This is a genomic window from Gordonia sp. B8661-1, assembly GCF_059427765.1.
Window position 1 is genome coordinate 22,265 of sequence record NZ_JCAHRL010000004.1, and the last position, 16,403, is coordinate 38,667.

Sequence of the window (16,403 nt, forward strand, 5' to 3'; positions counted from 1 at the left end):
CTGGGAGCCCAGCATGAGATACAACCACTCCACTTTGTTCGCCGCGGTTGCCGCGGCGATGCCAGATCGCGAGGCCATCGTCTTCCGTGATCGGAGACTGACTTACGATGATGTCGCGGCCCGCGTCAACCGGCTCGCGAATCTGCTTGCCTCCCAAGAGATCGGCATCACGACCGAGCGTGACGAACTCGAGCCGTGGGAGTCCGGGCAGGATCTTGTCGCCCTGTACCTGCTCAACGGCAACGAATACCTCGAAGGCATGCTGGGCGCGGCCGCCGCCCGGGCGGCGTCGTTCAACGTCAACTACCGGTACGTGGAGTCGGAACTCGCCTATCTCCTGAACGATGCCCGCCCGAAGGCGGTGATCTATCACGCGCGCTTCGCTCCGACGCTCGGCGCGATTCTCGACATGCTCATCGAGAAGCCGGTGCTGCTCCTGCAGGTCGCCGACGAATCGGGGAACGAACTGCTCCCGGGCGCCCTCGACTACGAAGAAGCCTTGGCCGCTGCCGACCCTTCACACCCGGTCACCGAGCCCGACGCCGACGACCTGTACGTCGTGTACACCGGCGGCACCACTGGCATGCCCAAGGGTGTCCTGTGGTCCCAGGCGGAGATCCTGCAGAGCTCGATCGCCGCGTTCATGCCTCCCGGTGTCTTCGACGCCGCGACTCTCGCGGACGGGATCGAACTGATTAAGGCGGGACCGTCCCGTGTGGTGCTGCCGACTCCGCCGCTGATGCACGCCGCGGCGCAGTGGGTCGCGCTCGCGGGCATCCTGTCCGGTGGGGCCGTGGTGTTCCCGTCGGTCGTCGACCGGTTCGACGCATCCGCCGTGTGGGACGTCATCGACGCCGAGGGCGTGATGCTCATGAACATGGTGGGCAACTCGTTCGCCACGCCGCTCATGGACGAGTTCGATCGTGGCGGACGGAGCGGCGCAACCATCCAGATGATGGGGACCGGTGGCGCGATCCTGTCGGCCTCTGTGAAACAGCGCATCCTCGACGCCCTGCCGCACGTCGCGATCGCCGACGTCGCCGGGTCGTCGGAGACCGGCTCGCAGCTGTCGAACATCAGCGTGAGTACCGCACGAGCCACCTCGGGAGTGTTCACAGCCGCACCGGGTAGCTGTGTCGTCGACGACGACCACACCCGAATCCTCGAGCCCGGCGCGCCCGAGTCGGGATGGCTCGGACGCTGGGGTGCAATACCGCTCGGGTATCTCCGCGACAAAGCCAAGACACTGCGGACCTTCCCCACCGTCGACGGACGCCGGATCGCCATTCCCGGCGATCGCGCACGGCATCTGGCCGACGGCGGCATCGAACTCCTCGGCCGGGACTCGGTGACCATCAACTCCGGCGGCGAGAAGATCTACGCCGAGGAAGTGGAGGATGCCATCATCGTCCACCCGGCCGTCCGGGACGTCGTGGTGGTCGGTCGGCCGAGCGATCGGTGGGGCAACGAGGTGGTCGCCGTCGTCGAGGTCACGCCCGGCCACGATCCGAGCGACGACGACCTGCGTGCCGATATCGAATCTCGGCTCGCGCGCTACAAGCTCCCCAAGGAATTCATTCGGGTCGAACGCGTGCTTCGTAGTCCGGCCGGGAAGCTCGACTATCGCTGGGCGCAACGGATCGCCGCACAGAACGTCACCGAAAACGTTTCTGCAGACAAGGAATTGATCAAATGACCGTCACCACGGATATCACCGCCGATCTCGGCACGGCCGAGTTGCAGGCCCTGCTCGACGCCCAGCGCGCGGCCCATGCCGCAGATCCCGTTCCGGATGCCGCCACTCGGCGCGACCGAATCGATCGGCTCGTCGCAGGTGTCCTCGAGCATGCCGAAGAACTCGGTGATGCTCTCGCCGCCGACTTCGGAAGCAGGCCCGCGACGACCTCACTGGAGATCGACATTCTCGGTGCGCTGCAGTCCATCGCCTACACCCGCGACCATCTCGAGGAGTGGATGGCGCCGACCGAGGCAGAGGCTGGTCTCGGCGGCATCATCCCGACCTACGTGCAGCACCGCCCCAAGGGGGTCGTCGGTGTGATCGGACCATGGAATTTTCCCGTGGTCCTGGTCTTCGCGCCGGCCGTCGAAGCTCTCGCCGCCGGTAATCGAGTGATGATCAAGTTCTCCGACATGGCGCCCCACACGGCCGCGGTGTTCGCGCGGGCGGTCGCATCGCGCATGAGTCCCGAAGAGGTCGTCGTGGTCGGCGGTGGTCTGCCGACGGCGACCGCCTTCAGCGACCTGCGATTCGATCACCTGTTCTTCACCGGATCTCCGAAGGTCGGGCGACTGGTCGCCGCGGCGGCAGGCAAGAACCTGGTTCCGGTCACCCTGGAACTCGGCGGCAAGAACCCGGCCATCGTCGCGCCCGACGGCGACATCGCCGGAGCCGCGCTGCGCATCGCGGGCGGCCGGATGCTCAACAACGGCCAGGTCTGTTTGTCGCCCGACTATGCCTTCGTCCCGGAACAGGCGAAGCAGGACTTCATCGATGCCTACCGGGACGCGATCAGCACCTACTTCCCGACGTTCGCCGACAACCCCGACGTCGTGTCGATGGTCGACGACGCCAACTACCGACGTGTCACCGACCTGATCGACGACGCGAAGGCCAAGGGGGCCACCGAAATCGTGATCGTCCCGGACGACGAGCGGCAGCGGCTGCCGCTGTCCGGAGAACGCCGGATCCCGCCGACACTGCTCGTGGACGTCCCCGATGACGCACGGATCCACGGCGAGGAGATCTTCGGTCCGGTTCTGGTTCTGCACTCCTACACAGACGTCGACGAGGCGATCACCTATGCGGCCGCCGGCGAGCATCCGCTGTCGTCGTACTGGTTCGGTGGTGACACCGCCGACTTCCGGCGATTCGTCCGGAACACGACCTCAGGCGCTGTGTCGCGCAACGACTTCGCACTCGCCTACAACAATGACGATGTGCCGTTCGGTGGCGCCGGCATGAGTGGGTCGGGCGGCTATCACGGCAAGGCCGGCTTCGACACATTCTCCCATCATCGTCCGATCGCACAGAGCGATCTGCCGGTCGCCCTGGTGCCGAATCTGTTGCCGCCACTGACATCCGAGCGTGTGGCCGGTGCCCGGGCGATGACGCACGACGCGCTGGCCGACACCGTCGCCCGCCTGAGGGCATAGGGGTCATCATGGGTGAGGCGAAGACGACTGACTTCGAGACGATTGTCTATGAGCGGCCCGCCGAGCAGGTCGCGCGGATCGTGCTCAATCGTGTCGATGCGCGCAACGCGCAGAGCATGCGTCTGCTCTACGAGTTGAATGATGCCTTCGATCGTGCGGCGCAGGACGATTCGATCAGTGTGATCATCCTGGCGGCCAACGGACCGCACTTCTCGTCGGGTCACGATCTTCGTGAGCCCGATCCGCTCGGCGAGATCGAGGCGCACGATCGAGTCGGCACGTGGTGCGGATTCGGTTGCGAGGGTGCGCAATCACAGATGGCCGTGGAGAAGGAGATGTACATCGGGTTGTCCGAGCGCTGGCGAAATCTGCCCAAGCCGACGATCGCCGCCGTGCAGGGCAAGGTCATCGCGGGTGGTCTCATGCTCGTCTGGCCCTGTGATCTGGTCGTGGCATCCGCCGATGCGCAATTCCAGGACAACACCATCGCGATGGGTGTCGCCGGGGTCGAGTTCTTCAACCACCCGTACGAGGTCGGTGTCCGAAAGGCGAAGGAGATGTTGTTCACGTCGGACTTCGTGTCGGCCGTCGAGGCACAGCAACTCGGGATGGTGAACCACGTGGTAGAGCGTGACGAACTGGCCGACTTCACTCTGCGGCTTGCCCGGAAGATCGCCGAGAAGCCCTTGTTCGCACTACGTTTGGCGAAAGAGTCGATCAACATCGCCCAGGACAACCAGGGGCGGGCGACCGCGATGCAGGCATCTTTCGCCTACCACCAGTTGTGTCACAGTCACAATCAGCAGGTCCACGGAATGCTGATCGATCCGTCGTTCATGGCGGCGACGTTCGGTGCCGACGCGGAGCGTGCGTCGTGACCGGGTCGACCGTCGAGGTGGTGCTCGTCGACGGAGGCCGGTCAGCGGTGTATCCGGATGGCCGGGACATGCCGGAAACAACGGGCCGCGGCCTGCGGCGTGTCATCGACGCCCTCATCGATCGCAATGGGCTGGACGTCGCAGAACTCGGCGGTGTGTTCCTCACCGAGGGGTGCGGTCGGCTGTCCGGGGAGCTCGGCGGGTTGCAGACGCGCCCGGCCCGCAGCAGCGCGGTGAGTCTGGAACAGGCCGTGGCGGCCGTCGAGGCCGATCCGGACCTCGTCGCGGTGGTGGCCGCCGCCGATGTCGGTTCGGACGGCTCGCCCACCGACCCAGGCGTCGACCGAGCAGTCCGAGTCCCCGGCGACTGGTTGCGCCGGTCGTCGGCGGACCGATGGAAGGTGGGAGCCGACGAGGTCCGACGGTGGATGCGATCCTCCTATTCGAGGTCCTTAGAGTGCTCCCGGGCAGGGGATTTCGCACACGAGATCGTCGCGATCGAGCCCGGCCACCACTCGGACACCTTCCGCACCCGCCGCCTGAGCGCACCGCAGCCGGCATGCGGCTGCAGTGCCGTCATCATCACGAGCCGCCGCCGAGCGGACGAGCTCGGGCTGACGTTCCGGGCCCTGATCAGGACGGTCAGTCGCCCGCAGACGGGAGATGCGTTCGAGGTCGGGCCACTCGATACGACATCGTTCGATCAGCTGCTGGCGCCATGCCGGGTCGATGTCGCACATCTCGATCAGCTCGAGGTACCCGAGGCCGATCCGGCCACCCCGCCGGCCTGGATCAAGGCCACCGGCATCAGCCGGTACCTGGTGAACCCGCGCGGGGGAGATCTGGGATTCGGACGGCTGCGGCGCTCGGGTTCGCTTCGCTCACTGGTCAGCATGGTGGGTTCACTCGAGGCCACCGATGGGCGCACCGGGGTGGTCGTCGCCGGTGACGCCGGTCGAATCCTGGCTGTCGTCCTTCGCCTCGATGCGCACGGTTCCGGTGTGCGGCGCCTCGACGGAAAAGGTGTCGAGGCCATCGCGGGCTGAATCTATTCCCGAGGGGCCGATGCACGAAAACCGCGGAACCACACTCTATTCCGGAGAAAGAAGACCATGACTGACAATGATGCGGCGCGGGTCCGCGACGCCGCCGTGGCCGTCGTCACCGCGCACGATCCACGGTCGGCGCCCATCGACGAGGTGCTCGGCGCGTGGTACGAGGCGGGACTGTCCTGGGTCCACTTCCCCGAGGGGCTGGGCGGGCTCGGTGTGTCGCGAGGCCTGCAGAGCGTTGCGGATCGGGTGCTGGAGGAATCGGGTGCGCCGTCGCCGTCGACGCTCAACATCATCGGATACGGCATGGCCGCACCGACTCTCGTCGAGCACGCGCGCACCGATGAGTTGAAGCGTCGCTGGCTGCCGCCCCTGGCGTCCACCGAGGAGATCTGGTGCCAGCTCTTCTCGGAGCCGGGCGCGGGTTCCGACCTCGCCGGGCTGGCCACCTCCGCGGTCCGCGACGGCGACGAATGGGTGATCAACGGACAGAAAGTCTGGACCACGCTGGCGCATCAGGCCCGATGGGGTCTGCTGCTCGCCAGGTCGGATCCCGATCAGCCCAAACATCGCGGGCTCACGTACTTCGTTGTCGACATGCACAGTCCGGGTGTCGATGTCCGGCCACTGCGGCAGATGACCGGGCAGGCCGAGTTCAACGAGGTGTACCTGACGGACGTCCGTGTCCCCGACATCCACAGGCTCGGAGACATCGGTAACGGGTGGCGCGTAGCGATGACCACATTGATGAACGAGCGCAGCACGATCGGCGCGACCGGTAGTGCGCGAGGAGAGGGGAGCATCGACGACGCCGTCGCGCTGTGGTCACGACGACCGGAGCACCGCACGCCGGTGCTCCGTGAACGTCTGACCCGGCTCTGGTTGCGCGCCGAGGCGGCGCGTCTGACCTCCGAACGCGCGCGCGTACGCGCCACCCTCAGCGGTCCGGGACCCGAGGGCTCGATCGACAAACTCGTTGGCGCAGAACTGAACCAGCGTGTCTATGAGCTCTGTATGGACCTGCTGGGGCCACAGAGCGCGCTGTACGGCGACTACACGATGCGTGAGGTGTTCCCCGACGAGGCCAATCGCGGGGGTCCGCTTCAGCAGCGCTTCCTGCGTTCGCGTGCCAACACCATCGAGGGCGGCACATCCGAGGTGCTGCGCAATATTCTCGCGGAGCGGATTCTCGGCCTGCCCGGTGATCTGCGTGCCGATTCCGGACGACCGTGGAAAGAGGTCCCCCGTGGCTGAACTGAATCCCTATGACCGCCGGGAGTTTGCGTTCACTCCCGAGCAGGAGGAACTGCGAGCCGCGGTGGCACGCTTCTGCGGGGAACGCTCCGACGACACGACGGTCCGTCGGCTGATGGCGTCGACCCCGCCGTTCGACCGGAACGACTGGCGGCGGCTCGGCACCGAACTCGGTGTGCTCGGCCTCGGCGTACCGGAGGATCTCGGTGGATCGGGTGGTGGACTCGTCGACGCGTCAATCGTGACCGAACAGCTTGGGGCAGCGGTCTATTGCGGACCTGTTGTCGGAACCCTGATGCTCGGTATTCCTGCTCTGGTGGCGGCGCCCGCATCGTCGGTGCGCGATGAGGTGCTCGGCACGATGCTCGACGGGACCAGGACGGCGGCGTTCGTCGTGCCCGATCGTGCGGGCGCCTTCTCGACCGATGCGGTGACCGTGTCCGCCGACAGCACCGATGGCCACTGGCGGCTGCGCGGAGGTATGGCCCAGGTGGTCGATGCCGGTGACGCGGACGTACTGCTCGTCGCCGGCCGGACCATGCTCGGTGTCGCACTGTTCGTCGTCGACGCCGATCAACCAGGAGTACGTCGTATCCGGCTCTCGACCATGGACCAGACGCGGCCACAGGCGTCGGTGGAGTTCTCCGATGCGCACGCGCGGGTGGTGGCGGGCGTCGACGAGGCCGCGGCCGCGTGCGACCGCGCGTTCACCGTCGGCGCGGTGCTCCTGGCCGCGGAGCAGGTCGGCGTAGCCCAGCAACTGCTCGACATGTGTGTGGAGTACGCGACGTCGCGGCTGCAATTCGGCCGGCCGATCGGATCATTCCAGGCCGTGAAGCATCGGCTCGCCGACATGCTGGTCGATCAGGAGCACGCGAGATCTGTTGCACTGCACGGTGCGTGGGCGTTGCAGGACGGCACCGACGACCCGCATCTCGCGGCGTCCATCGCGCAGGCGGTGTGCTCGGACGCAGCCACCAGCATCGCGCGTGAATCGGTGCAGATACACGGCGGCATCGGCTTCACCTGGGAGCACCGCGTGCACCTCTATCTCAAGCGGGCGTTCACCGATGCGGTGCTGCTCGGTTCGGCGGAGGCTCATCGCGATCGTGTCGCCTCCAGGGTGCTCGATGCCGTCGAACCGCGGCAGGTCGACGTCGCCACGGGGTGAGTCCCGCTCACGGTCGGAAGTGTTTTACCAACAGCAGGTGCACATCGATGCGCCGGAATCAGAATGAGGAGAGTGTCATGACACTTGCGACAGCGCCGTTCCGGGCGTTCGTGCTGAACAAGAACGACGGCGAATTCAGTGCCGGCGTGCAGGAATTGACGTTCGATGATCTCCCCGCCGGGGACGTCACGGTGCGCGTCAGCTATTCGAGTATCAACTACAAGGACGGTCTCGCGTGCCTTCCGGAGAGTCCGGTGGTCGCTTCCTACCCGATGGTGCCCGGTATCGATCTCGCCGGTACGGTCGCCGAATCCGATGATCCGCGGTTCCGGGTGGGACAGTCGGTGATCGCCATCGGCCGGGATCTCGGCATCGCGCATTTCGGTGGGTATTCGGAGTACACCCGGTTGCCGGGAGACTGGCTGGAGCCACTGCCCGAGGGTCTGAGCCCGAAGCAGGCGATGCTGCTCGGTACCGCCGGTTTCACTGCGGGACTGTGTATTCAGCGGTTGGAAGAGAACGGTCTCCGGCCCGGTGACGGTCGGGTCCTGGTCACCGGAGCCACCGGCGGTGTGGGCAGCACGGCCGTCAACATGCTGGCGGGCCGGGGCTACGAGGTGTCGGCGAGTACCGGTAAGGAATCCGAGCACGAGTTCCTCCGGAAGCTGGGTGCCACGGAGATCCTCGGGCGGAATGAGGTCTCCGGCGCCGGCGATGCGCCGCTGGAGGCCGAGCGGTGGGCAGGTGCCGTCGACCCGGTCGGTGGCGATACGCTCGCATATCTGTTGCGCACCACCAGGTATCGCGGATCGGTGGCCAACTGTGGTCTCACCGGCGGCCCGGCACTGAACACGACGGTGCTGCCGTTCATTCTGCGCGGGGTCAATCTGCTCGGCATCGACTCGGTCCAATGCCCTCCGGAGGTGAGGGCGGAGGTGTGGAAGCGACTCGGCAGCGACTTGAAGCCGAGTGATCTCACGGGTTCCATCGCGAACGAGATCGCTCTGGACGACATTGCGGCGACAGCCGGGAGCATCCTCGCCGGTGGTGTCCGGGGCCGGACACTCGTCAGTTTGCGATGATCGAGATCCGTTGGAGGGTAGTGGTATTCGTCGAATCACACTGACGCCGCGGCCCATGACTCCGGCCCGGCGATGGTAAGCCGGGCCGGAGTGTGGTGCGCCGTCTTATGAAGTGTGGAGAGCTGCGGACACGAGTGCCACGGCGGCCCGTCCCGCGGCCATGACCGGATCCGGTGACCGGGAAGTCCGTGCGAGCAGTACCGCGCCTTCCATCAGGGACAAACATTGGATCGCCACGTCACGCGCATCGTCCGGTGCCATCCCCGCCTCCGTGAAGCGGGTCTCGAGGGCGTCGAGCCAGGACGTGAAGGCCGCAGATGCGGCCTCGCGCAACAACTCGTGGGTGTTCGATGCCTCGAGTGCTGTCGTCGCGATAGGGCACGTGTACTCGTAATCGCTGGTCACCATGAGGTCGGCGGCATGGTCGAACGATCGCTTCGTCGCCTCGACGGGGTCGGAGCCGACCGGGTGAAAGGCTTTGAGTTGTTCCAGGTAGCGGTCACCGCCATACTTCAGGGCCGCGGCACCCAGTTCCTGCTTGCCGCCGGGGAAGAAGTGATACAGGGAGCCGTACGGTGCGCCGGCGTCGGCCAGAACCGTTTTGATGCCGGTGCCGCCGTAGCCCTGGTGACTGAACAGTTCGGCGGCCGACTCGATCAACCGCGTGCGGGTCTTTCGAGTGTCCTCGGGTGCGTTGGTGCTGGAAGCCATGGTGCGATCTTACTAGATCAATCTGTCAAGTGTGCGGTCAGCTGCCGCACCGGCGCGCACATGGCTGGTCCGCGTGTTCGTTCCCGCCCCGCTTGGCGGATGACGCCGGCCCGGGCCGATGAGATGGTGAATACACCGGTAACTCAAGGTGATCTATTTCACTACCGGCTTCACAATTCGGACTCTTGCGCCGGGGCAACCGTTGCCGCCTGTGGGCGCCACCTTGCCATAGATCGTTTCTGCGTCGAGGGTTCCACACCAAGAAAGGGATGAGCGATCCACATGGCCGATCTGACAAAAAAAGAGATGGAAGAGATCCTCCTCGCCCACGAAATTGCCGAGCTGGAACAAGACATCGAGGCCACAATGGCGACTCTGGTGGACAATCCGCATTACGAGCTCGCCTACTTCGGACTGCAAGTGGATGGTCGTGAGGCCATCCGCGAGGTCTACAGCCGGATCCTGAACGACGCGGGCAACGTCGCCGCCGAGAAGCGGGTCCACGCGGTCGCTCCCAACACGCTGATCCGCGAGGCGCATATGACCTTCACGAACGACGAGGGGGAGCGTGTGAACGGTCTGTACCTCGTGGTCATGAGCTTCGACCCGGAGACGAAGAAGATCGCGGGCGAGCGCATGTATCAGGACCCGAACTTCGCCGGCCTGATGGCCAAGCAACTCGGTCCGGACTTCGAGAACATGCCGGGGGTGTCCAGGATTCGCGATTCTGCACCGAATATCGAGAAGCATGACGCATATAAATATGCCGAGGCAGCCGGAAAGACTATTAACACGGTCGCGCAATAGGTGCGGGAGTCCCAACCATTACCTGTATTCGAATCAAGTGAAGGAATGCGTGTGAGCACACTTCTGGTCAACGACGTCGACAGTCATGAGAACATCCCGGGACACCTTCTCGGCGAGAGCTTCGGAGAATCGGGGCGCATGCTCGGCGAACTCTTCGAATCCGCGAGCCGGGCGCACCCGGATCCGACGCCGACCAACCCGCATCAACCAGACGTTCGCGGGGACGTCACGGAGATCGACGCGGAGACGATCTGGTCCATCAAGGGAGCCCCGGCGCCGAGCGCCATCGATCTGAGTCGACGTGCCGAGGTGCTGGAGGTCATGGGTATCGATCGCCAATTGGTCTTCCCCACGGCGGCGTTGGCCGCCCTGATCATCGGCGGAATGGACGATGACACATACGCCGCCAGGTGGGGTGCCGATACGTCGATGTTCGGTGACCTGTCGCGTCCGGAGTTCGCCGAACAGTTCGTCATCGATCACAACCGTTGGGCGGTGGCCAACGCGAACCTCGAGAATGGCCGTATTCGTGCCGTCGGCGTATTACGGACTCGGCCGACCGTCGAGGAGATGATCTCCCAGGCGCGCGAACTCGTGGACAGTGGGGTTCGTGCGGTCTACCTGCAGGCGGATGTCCCGCCCGGCGGGTTGTCGCCGGCGAACTCGGCGTTCGACCCCATGTGGGCCCTGCTTGAGGAGGCGGACGTCGCAGTCACACTGCACATCGGCACGGAGTTCTTCTTCCTCGACCCGCGGTGGACCTATGCGGAGTCGTTCTCGTCGATGTTCCAATCCGCGGAGATTCCCAACGCGAACCTTCAGGTCTTCTCGACTGTGCACATGGCCATCGACAACTACCTGTCGACACTGGTGTTGGGTGGGGTCTTCGAGAGATTCCCGCGGCTTCGCGTCGGGTTGATGGAAGTGGGGGCTCACTGGGTGGGGAACGCCGCGCGACGCATGAACATGTACGTCGATGTGTTCCCCGGGGCCGATGCGAAGAAGTACTCGCTGAAGCCGTCGGAGTTCATCGCACGCAACGTGCGCGTGTCCCCGTTCAACTTCGAGCCCGTCGACCGCTACTTCCGGGACGACCCCGACCTGGCCGACGTGTTCTGCTACTCAACGGATTACCCGCATACCGAGGGTGGCAAGAATTCGAAGGCGACGATGCTGTCGCGACTCGAACCGCTGGGCGATGAGGTGGTGAACAAGTTCTTCCGCACCAATGCCGAATGGCTGTTGCCGGCATAAGCGGAGCCCGAATGTCCCGTCTGCCGTGCACTGCCCATCCCCGAGAGGCCGGGTAGTGCACGGCAGTCCGCTTTCGGATTACCGTGCACTACAAGCCATTTAATGGATCTGCGAGCGGCCTCGCTGGATGACCGCCGCAGCGTCCTTGCCGACTTCGGCGCCGCCGTCGCCGGCGAGCCATGCCGCCGCAGTCGACGCCTCGGCCTCCAATTGTGGCTCGAGTAACGTGTCGCTGACGCTGCGGTAGGAAGCGAGTAGCGACGCGACTGCCGCGGCATTGTTCGAAGCGATGTCCGTCGCGAGCGCACGGGCGGACGTAAGCAGGTCGTCGTGCGTCACGACTTCGGTCACCAGGCCCTGAGCGAGCGCCGTCTGTGCGTCGATGAAGTTGCCGGACAGGCTCATTCGTCGAGCGAAGCCGAATCCGACGGCCTCGGGCAGTCGTGCCGTCAGTCCCCACAGCGGCATCATGCCGACGCGCGCGTGTGTGTCGGCGAACCGGGCGTTCTCGGACGCGATGAGAATGTCGCAGGCGAGCGCCAATTCGAGTCCTCCGGTGACCGCCGCGCCGTTGATCGCGCCGATGATCGGCTTGTCGATCGGGGTCCACGGGTGACCGGTCGGGGGGCTGGGTTGCTCTGAACCGGCTGGGTCGGACGGTGGTGTGGTCATGTTGTCCCATCCACCTTCGGCCCCGATGACGCGGAGGTCGACGCCCGCACAGAAGGCCGGGTCCGAGCCTGTGAGAATGACCACGGAGACAGTGGAATCGGCTCCGGCAGCGGCGATTTCGCTCTGGAGTCCGGCGATGAGCTGTGGTGTCAACGCATTCCGGGAGGCAGGGCGGTCGAGCGTGATGGTGCGAATGGAGTCCGTCGTCTCGGTGAGCAGCATGCCTCACCATAACGCGTGAACCGACCGACGAGAAGTAGAGCGATCTATCAAATATGGGTCGCGGCGAGGGTGTGCCATCTGGCGGCGCGGGCCGGGCAGCGTGCCGATTCGGATCAACGCGACGCATTGCGAAATCGTTGAGTATTCAAGGGCCCTCGGGTGCGTCGACTCATTCGGGGGCGGCTCGAGTACCTCCGGTCGGCAACCCGCCGAATGGCGGGTATTCGCAGTCGGAATGATCCATCTGGCGGTTGTGACCGAAGTAACAAGCAGTGTCTACTGACTATGAGAGATAGAGCGATCTATCTAGTCGCCGAGAGTGGCAGCTTGCCCTCGTCGGCCGGCTCCAGCCCGTGCAGTCGTGCACCCGACGGCAGGCTCTCGTCCCCTGGTCCTCTCGTTGCACGCGAGGGACTTCTCAACGCAGAAGGAATCACGGCGATGGCAAAGTTCACCCTGCAGCAGATGGAAGAGTTGCTCATTCTTCACGAAACAGCCGAGTTCGAGATGGATCTCGACGCGACCATGGCCACGCTCGTCGACAACCCGGTGTACGAGTTGCCGTCGATGGGGTGGCGGATGGAAGGGCGTGAGGCCGTCCTGGAGACGTACAAGCGCATGTTGCCCGGCAGCGACAAGCGGAACGTCTGGGCCGACCGTCGGGTGCACGCGGTCTCCGACACCGAGCTGTGCCGCGAGGCGTACGTCTACTTCGACACTCCCGACGGCCGGAAAACCGGTCAGTATTTCGCCATCATGGCTTTCGAGGGCGACAAGATCCTCGGCGAGCGAATGTACATGGACACCACGTTTGCCGAGGCGATGACCGAGATTCTCGGCGCCGACTTCGGTGAGATTCCGGGGGTGTCCCGCCTCGCCGATGTTGTCCCTCCTCCCGTTCCGCGTCTCGACCGCGCTGCCGAACACGCCGCCAACTCGAATCACTGACCGGTACCGAAACCACGAAAATGCATGGGAGACGACGTCATTCCTGAGGATTGCCGGCGGTCGCGGGCGAATGTCATGTCCTTTGTTGCGCCGGGGCCCCGGCTCACCGCGACACTCATCGGTCGGTCGCCGGGGTCGCCACACGGTTCCGCGCCCGGCCGGGTTTCGGGTGTGCACTGCCGGCCGACATGCCGGTCTCCCGTAGCCGTCGACGTCTCGTCGGTGGCCCGACCACCGCACCACTACTGGATGGATTGAAGCAATGACAACAAGCAACGAACGGCCTCGCACATTCGAACTCCGCACCTACACAGCCGTTCCCGGCAAGGTCGACGCGTTGGTGGAGCGATTCCGCGATCACGCCGTCGCCCTCTTTGAGAAGCACGGTATGACCAGCGTCGGCTACTGGGTGGAGTCGGATGAGGCAGGTAACCCCACCGATAACCTGATCTACATCGTGGGGCACGAGAGCAGGGACTCCGCCAAGGCGTCATGGGAGGCATTCTGGGCCGACCCGGAGTGGATCGAGCTCCAGTCGAGGGGTGAGCGGGTGACGGCGAACGCGACAGCGGTCTTCCTCGATCCGACCAGCTTCTCCCCGGTCCGGTGATGTCCTCGATGGGCAATCCGCTGTTCGATCTGGGCGGACATGTCGCGGTCGTCACCGGGGGCAACTCCGGCATCGGCCTGGGCATGGCGCGCGGCCTGGCACGATCGGGTGCCGACATCTGCATCTGGGGCACGAACGCCGAGAAGAACGACAAGGCCGTGGCCGAACTCTCCGTGTTCGGTACTCGAGTCCACGGAATCCAATGCGACGTCAGTGATGAGGGGGCAGTCATCGAGTCGTTCGCGGAGACCGTGGACCACCTCGGGCGCGTCGATTCCTGCTTTGCGAACGCCGGCATGCACTCCACGGACACCGCGTTCATAGACACCGATCTCACCGCATTTCGTTCGGTCACCGCCGTCAATCTCGATGGCGCGTTCCTGACGTTGCGTGAGGCTGCGAAACATATGGTCCGTCGCGGCGACGGTGGTGTTCTGGTGGGAACATCGAGTGTGTCGTCGCTGCACGGTACGCCGCGGGGACAGGCGTACGCGGCCAGCAAAGCCGGATTGTCGGCGATGATTCGTTCCTGCGCAGTCGAACTCGCACGTTACGGTATCAACGCGCACTCACTTGTGGTCGGATGGACCGAGACGCCACTTATCAGTCGTGAATTCGAGCAGCCCGCGTTCACGACCGCGGTGATGAAACGAATGCCCCAGCGCCGCTGGGGCTCGCCCGACGATTTCGAACGACTGGCGGTGTATCTCGCCGGCAGCCGGGGAGGTTTCCAGACCGGCGACGAGATCGTCATCGACGGCGGGTACTCCGTCTTCTGACCGGCTGACGCGTCGTTTGGCGCAGACGACTGTGAGACAGTAAGCGGCCCAACACATATTGGTGTTGGGCCGCTTCGCCTCATCCGTCGATCGTCGCGTTGCTAGATGGTGGCGAGGCGCCGAAACCGGCTGTCGTGGAACACGAGCGGCGCGGTATCGGGATTGATGGCGAGTCCGACGATCATCAGCAGTGCGATGGTGTGATCACCCGCGGGCACCTCGGAGTGTACGGAGCAGTCGAGCCAGACCGAGGCGTCGTGCACGAATACGCCGCCGCCCGCGGAACGGTCCCAGTCGACGCCGTCGAAGCGGTCGACGGACGGGCGTGAAAGCTTGAGACAGATTTCGTCATGCTGTTCGGCGAGGACGCTGACGCCCAATCGTCCGTGCGAGCGTAGTCGAGGCCAGGTCGTCGACGTGTTCTGAAAGCAGACCGAGACGAGCGGAGGGTCGAGTGAGACCGACGTGAACGAGCTTGCCGCCATGCCGACCGGGCGTCCATTCACAAGCGCGCACACCGTTGTCACCCCGGACGGAAAGCGACCGAACGCCTGACGGAGTGAGCGCGGGTCGGAGGTCATCTGTTCGAACTGGATCATCGTCATACTCTCGGTCGGCTCGAGTGTTGTATAGATCACTCTATCTAGAACGCGGTGGGGAGTCCAGGGATGTGGCCGGCAAAACGATTCGAACGCTCGACACGGCGCGTCACGAGCGTCCGGTGTCCGGGATGTTCGGATTCGTCGTTGGGTACATTCGGATCGTTTCAAGACGAGGGAGACGACATGAGGTTTGATCGACGTGGCGGACTGGTCGCGGCGACGCTGGCAGTCGGGTTGGTGCTGGCCGGGTGCGGGGCGTCAGAGGAGGATGCCGCGGCTGAGCAAGCCGAGATCAACTGTGGGACTGCGTATACCCCCGCGACCGCGATCCCGATGGCGCTCAAGTCGTATCAGGAGACCGGGCGAGAAAAGGAGTTGGTGCTCGGGTCCGCCGCACTCTCACGGAAGCGGGTCGAACGGATGACGGATCCGGCACTCAAGAAGGTGGCCGGGGATGCCGTCGCGCAGAACGAAGCCTTCAACGCGGCCAAGGACAACCCCCGCCGTGAGGCCGTACTGACGAGCTTCCGCCCGGTGTTCGACCAGTATGTGAAGCAGTGTTCGGACGAGGCCCGCTCTTCGTACCTCACGGAAGCTCTCGACAACGGGCTGAAGACTTCGGAGACTCCGGAACGAGTGGTGGTGACGCCGGTGGGTACCACCGTCAAGCTGGGGCAGCCGGTGACGTTCGAGTTCACCGACTCGAGCAAGGAGTCCGGCGAAGTGACGATGGCGGTCACCGAGATCGTCCCGATGCCGGGCGAGGACTGGTGGAGCATCGACCGCAACTCACGCAATAAGTACGGCCCCCTCTACTACATCCGAGCGGAGGCCACGCTCGCGACGGAGGGCGGACAGCGACAGCCGAGTCTGAGCCTTCTCGAGCCGCAGTACGCGGTGCGCACCTCGGACGGATCAAAGGTCACCATGCTGAACTTCCCTGATTCGTGGAAACGGTGCACCAACGAATCCGGCACGTCGCAGGTGAAGTTGTGCCAGGTCGTCGCGGTGGGGAAGGACGTGAAGATCGACGCGGTGAGTGTCACCGGGTTCGATGAGACAGCCGCGCGCGAGTCCACGCCGCTCTACACCTGGAACGCGAAGTAATTCGTCAAACCTGAGCGGAATAGACTCAACTCTACTGGCGTTGAACCTCTCGAATGGCTCATACTTGAGTCTATTGGACT

16 protein-coding genes are annotated in these 16,403 nt (G+C 64.7%); 13 read left to right on the plus strand and 3 right to left on the minus strand.

The genetic code is table 11. From position 1 onward, the window contains the following. Positions 1-13: 13 nt before the first annotated feature. The 7 genes from AC4JJG_RS10170 to AC4JJG_RS10200 all read left to right on the plus strand — a co-directional run bounded on the left by AC4JJG_RS10170 (position 14) and on the right by AC4JJG_RS10200 (position 8,611). Positions 14-1,696: an AMP-binding protein gene (locus tag AC4JJG_RS10170; protein WP_495401059.1), complete on the plus strand. Its 1,683-nt coding sequence runs from the start codon at positions 14-16 to the stop codon at positions 1,694-1,696. Further along, complete coding sequence (locus AC4JJG_RS10175; RefSeq protein ID WP_495401060.1) at positions 1,693-3,174, plus strand: aldehyde dehydrogenase family protein; 1,482 nt, start codon at positions 1,693-1,695, stop codon at positions 3,172-3,174. Before AC4JJG_RS10170 ends, AC4JJG_RS10175 begins: the two co-directional genes overlap by 4 nt. Positions 3,175-3,182: 8 nt before the next feature. Further along, positions 3,183-4,052 carry an enoyl-CoA hydratase gene (locus AC4JJG_RS10180; RefSeq protein WP_495401061.1) on the plus strand — a complete coding sequence of 290 codons (870 nt, stop codon included), beginning with the start codon at positions 3,183-3,185 and terminating at the stop codon, positions 4,050-4,052. Further along, positions 4,049-5,098, plus strand: a complete 1,050-nt coding sequence (locus AC4JJG_RS10185) for an acetyl-CoA C-acetyltransferase (protein WP_495401062.1) — start codon at positions 4,049-4,051, stop codon at positions 5,096-5,098. The genes AC4JJG_RS10180 and AC4JJG_RS10185 overlap by 4 nt, the downstream gene beginning before the upstream one ends. 66 nt (positions 5,099-5,164) lie before the next feature. Then, positions 5,165-6,358 (plus strand): acyl-CoA dehydrogenase family protein, encoded by a 1,194-nt coding sequence (locus AC4JJG_RS10190; RefSeq protein WP_495401063.1) that lies wholly within the window; start codon positions 5,165-5,167, stop codon positions 6,356-6,358. Further along, positions 6,351-7,529 (plus strand): acyl-CoA dehydrogenase family protein, encoded by a 1,179-nt coding sequence (locus AC4JJG_RS10195; protein ID WP_495401064.1) that lies wholly within the window; start codon positions 6,351-6,353, stop codon positions 7,527-7,529. Before AC4JJG_RS10190 ends, AC4JJG_RS10195 begins: the two co-directional genes overlap by 8 nt. Before the next feature lie 77 nt (positions 7,530-7,606). After that, positions 7,607-8,611, plus strand: coding sequence for an oxidoreductase (locus AC4JJG_RS10200; protein WP_495401065.1), 1,005 nt, complete (start codon positions 7,607-7,609; stop codon positions 8,609-8,611). 105 nt (positions 8,612-8,716) lie between these two features. On the opposite strand, the gene AC4JJG_RS10205 is transcribed toward AC4JJG_RS10200, so the two are convergent. Beyond that, positions 8,717-9,322 carry a TetR/AcrR family transcriptional regulator gene (locus AC4JJG_RS10205; protein ID WP_495401066.1) on the minus strand — a complete coding sequence of 202 codons (606 nt, stop codon included), beginning with the start codon at positions 9,320-9,322 and terminating at the stop codon, positions 8,717-8,719. A gap of 282 nt (positions 9,323-9,604) precedes the next feature. Here AC4JJG_RS10205 and AC4JJG_RS10210 point away from each other — a divergent pair, with 282 nt between their 5' ends. After that, entirely contained in the window at positions 9,605-10,129 is a 525-nt protein-coding gene (locus AC4JJG_RS10210; protein ID WP_495401067.1) for a nuclear transport factor 2-like protein, read from the plus strand. 51 nt (positions 10,130-10,180) lie between these two features. Next, positions 10,181-11,383, plus strand: coding sequence for an amidohydrolase family protein (locus tag AC4JJG_RS10215; RefSeq protein ID WP_495401068.1), 1,203 nt, complete (start codon positions 10,181-10,183; stop codon positions 11,381-11,383). Positions 11,384-11,482: 99 nt separating this feature from the next. Here the strand turns inward: AC4JJG_RS10215 and AC4JJG_RS10220 are convergent, their stop codons facing one another. After that, a complete protein-coding gene (locus AC4JJG_RS10220) occupies positions 11,483-12,277 on the minus strand; it encodes an enoyl-CoA hydratase (protein WP_495401069.1) in 795 nt (264 codons plus the stop codon). Positions 12,278-12,718: 441 nt separating this feature from the next. Here AC4JJG_RS10220 and AC4JJG_RS10225 point away from each other — a divergent pair, with 441 nt between their 5' ends. From AC4JJG_RS10225 to AC4JJG_RS10235, 3 genes are all read left to right on the plus strand, one after another. Next, positions 12,719-13,225, plus strand: coding sequence for a nuclear transport factor 2-like protein (locus AC4JJG_RS10225; protein WP_495401070.1), 507 nt, complete (start codon positions 12,719-12,721; stop codon positions 13,223-13,225). A gap of 262 nt (positions 13,226-13,487) precedes the next feature. Further along, positions 13,488-13,835 (plus strand): NIPSNAP family protein, encoded by a 348-nt coding sequence (locus AC4JJG_RS10230; protein WP_495401071.1) that lies wholly within the window; start codon positions 13,488-13,490, stop codon positions 13,833-13,835. A gap of 8 nt (positions 13,836-13,843) precedes the next feature. Beyond that, a complete protein-coding gene (locus AC4JJG_RS10235) occupies positions 13,844-14,614 on the plus strand; it encodes an SDR family NAD(P)-dependent oxidoreductase (RefSeq protein ID WP_495401072.1) in 771 nt (256 codons plus the stop codon). A gap of 101 nt (positions 14,615-14,715) precedes the next feature. On the opposite strand, the gene AC4JJG_RS10240 is transcribed toward AC4JJG_RS10235, so the two are convergent. Beyond that, positions 14,716-15,213, minus strand: a complete 498-nt coding sequence (locus AC4JJG_RS10240; RefSeq protein WP_495401073.1) for a flavin reductase family protein — start codon at positions 15,211-15,213, stop codon at positions 14,716-14,718. A 186-nt stretch (positions 15,214-15,399) separates the two neighbouring features. On the opposite strand from AC4JJG_RS10240, the gene AC4JJG_RS10245 reads away from it, so the two are divergent. Continuing rightward, positions 15,400-16,323 carry a hypothetical protein gene (locus AC4JJG_RS10245; protein WP_495401074.1) on the plus strand — a complete coding sequence of 308 codons (924 nt, stop codon included), beginning with the start codon at positions 15,400-15,402 and terminating at the stop codon, positions 16,321-16,323. The last annotated feature ends 80 nt before the right edge of the window (positions 16,324-16,403 follow it).

What these genes read in the sequence shown, in the direction of transcription:
- AC4JJG_RS10210 (WP_495401067.1), top strand. Translation starts at nt 9,605, where the DNA reads ATGGCCGATCTGACAAAAAAAGAGATGGAAGAGATCCTCCTCGCCCAC.
- AC4JJG_RS10240 (WP_495401073.1), bottom strand. Translation starts at nt 15,213, where the DNA reads ATGATCCAGTTCGAACAGATGACCTCCGACCCGCGCTCACTCCGTCAG.
- AC4JJG_RS10200 (WP_495401065.1), top strand. Translation starts at nt 7,607, where the DNA reads ATGACACTTGCGACAGCGCCGTTCCGGGCGTTCGTGCTGAACAAGAAC.
- AC4JJG_RS10235 (WP_495401072.1), top strand. Translation starts at nt 13,844, where the DNA reads ATGGGCAATCCGCTGTTCGATCTGGGCGGACATGTCGCGGTCGTCACC.
- AC4JJG_RS10170 (WP_495401059.1), top strand. Translation starts at nt 14, where the DNA reads ATGAGATACAACCACTCCACTTTGTTCGCCGCGGTTGCCGCGGCGATG.
- AC4JJG_RS10220 (WP_495401069.1), bottom strand. Translation starts at nt 12,277, where the DNA reads ATGCTGCTCACCGAGACGACGGACTCCATTCGCACCATCACGCTCGAC.
- AC4JJG_RS10190 (WP_495401063.1), top strand. Translation starts at nt 5,165, where the DNA reads ATGACTGACAATGATGCGGCGCGGGTCCGCGACGCCGCCGTGGCCGTC.
- AC4JJG_RS10180 (WP_495401061.1), top strand. Translation starts at nt 3,183, where the DNA reads ATGGGTGAGGCGAAGACGACTGACTTCGAGACGATTGTCTATGAGCGG.
- AC4JJG_RS10225 (WP_495401070.1), top strand. Translation starts at nt 12,719, where the DNA reads ATGGCAAAGTTCACCCTGCAGCAGATGGAAGAGTTGCTCATTCTTCAC.
- AC4JJG_RS10230 (WP_495401071.1), top strand. Translation starts at nt 13,488, where the DNA reads ATGACAACAAGCAACGAACGGCCTCGCACATTCGAACTCCGCACCTAC.
- AC4JJG_RS10175 (WP_495401060.1), top strand. Translation starts at nt 1,693, where the DNA reads ATGACCGTCACCACGGATATCACCGCCGATCTCGGCACGGCCGAGTTG.
- AC4JJG_RS10245 (WP_495401074.1), top strand. Translation starts at nt 15,400, where the DNA reads ATGAGGTTTGATCGACGTGGCGGACTGGTCGCGGCGACGCTGGCAGTC.
- AC4JJG_RS10205 (WP_495401066.1), bottom strand. Translation starts at nt 9,322, where the DNA reads ATGGCTTCCAGCACCAACGCACCCGAGGACACTCGAAAGACCCGCACG.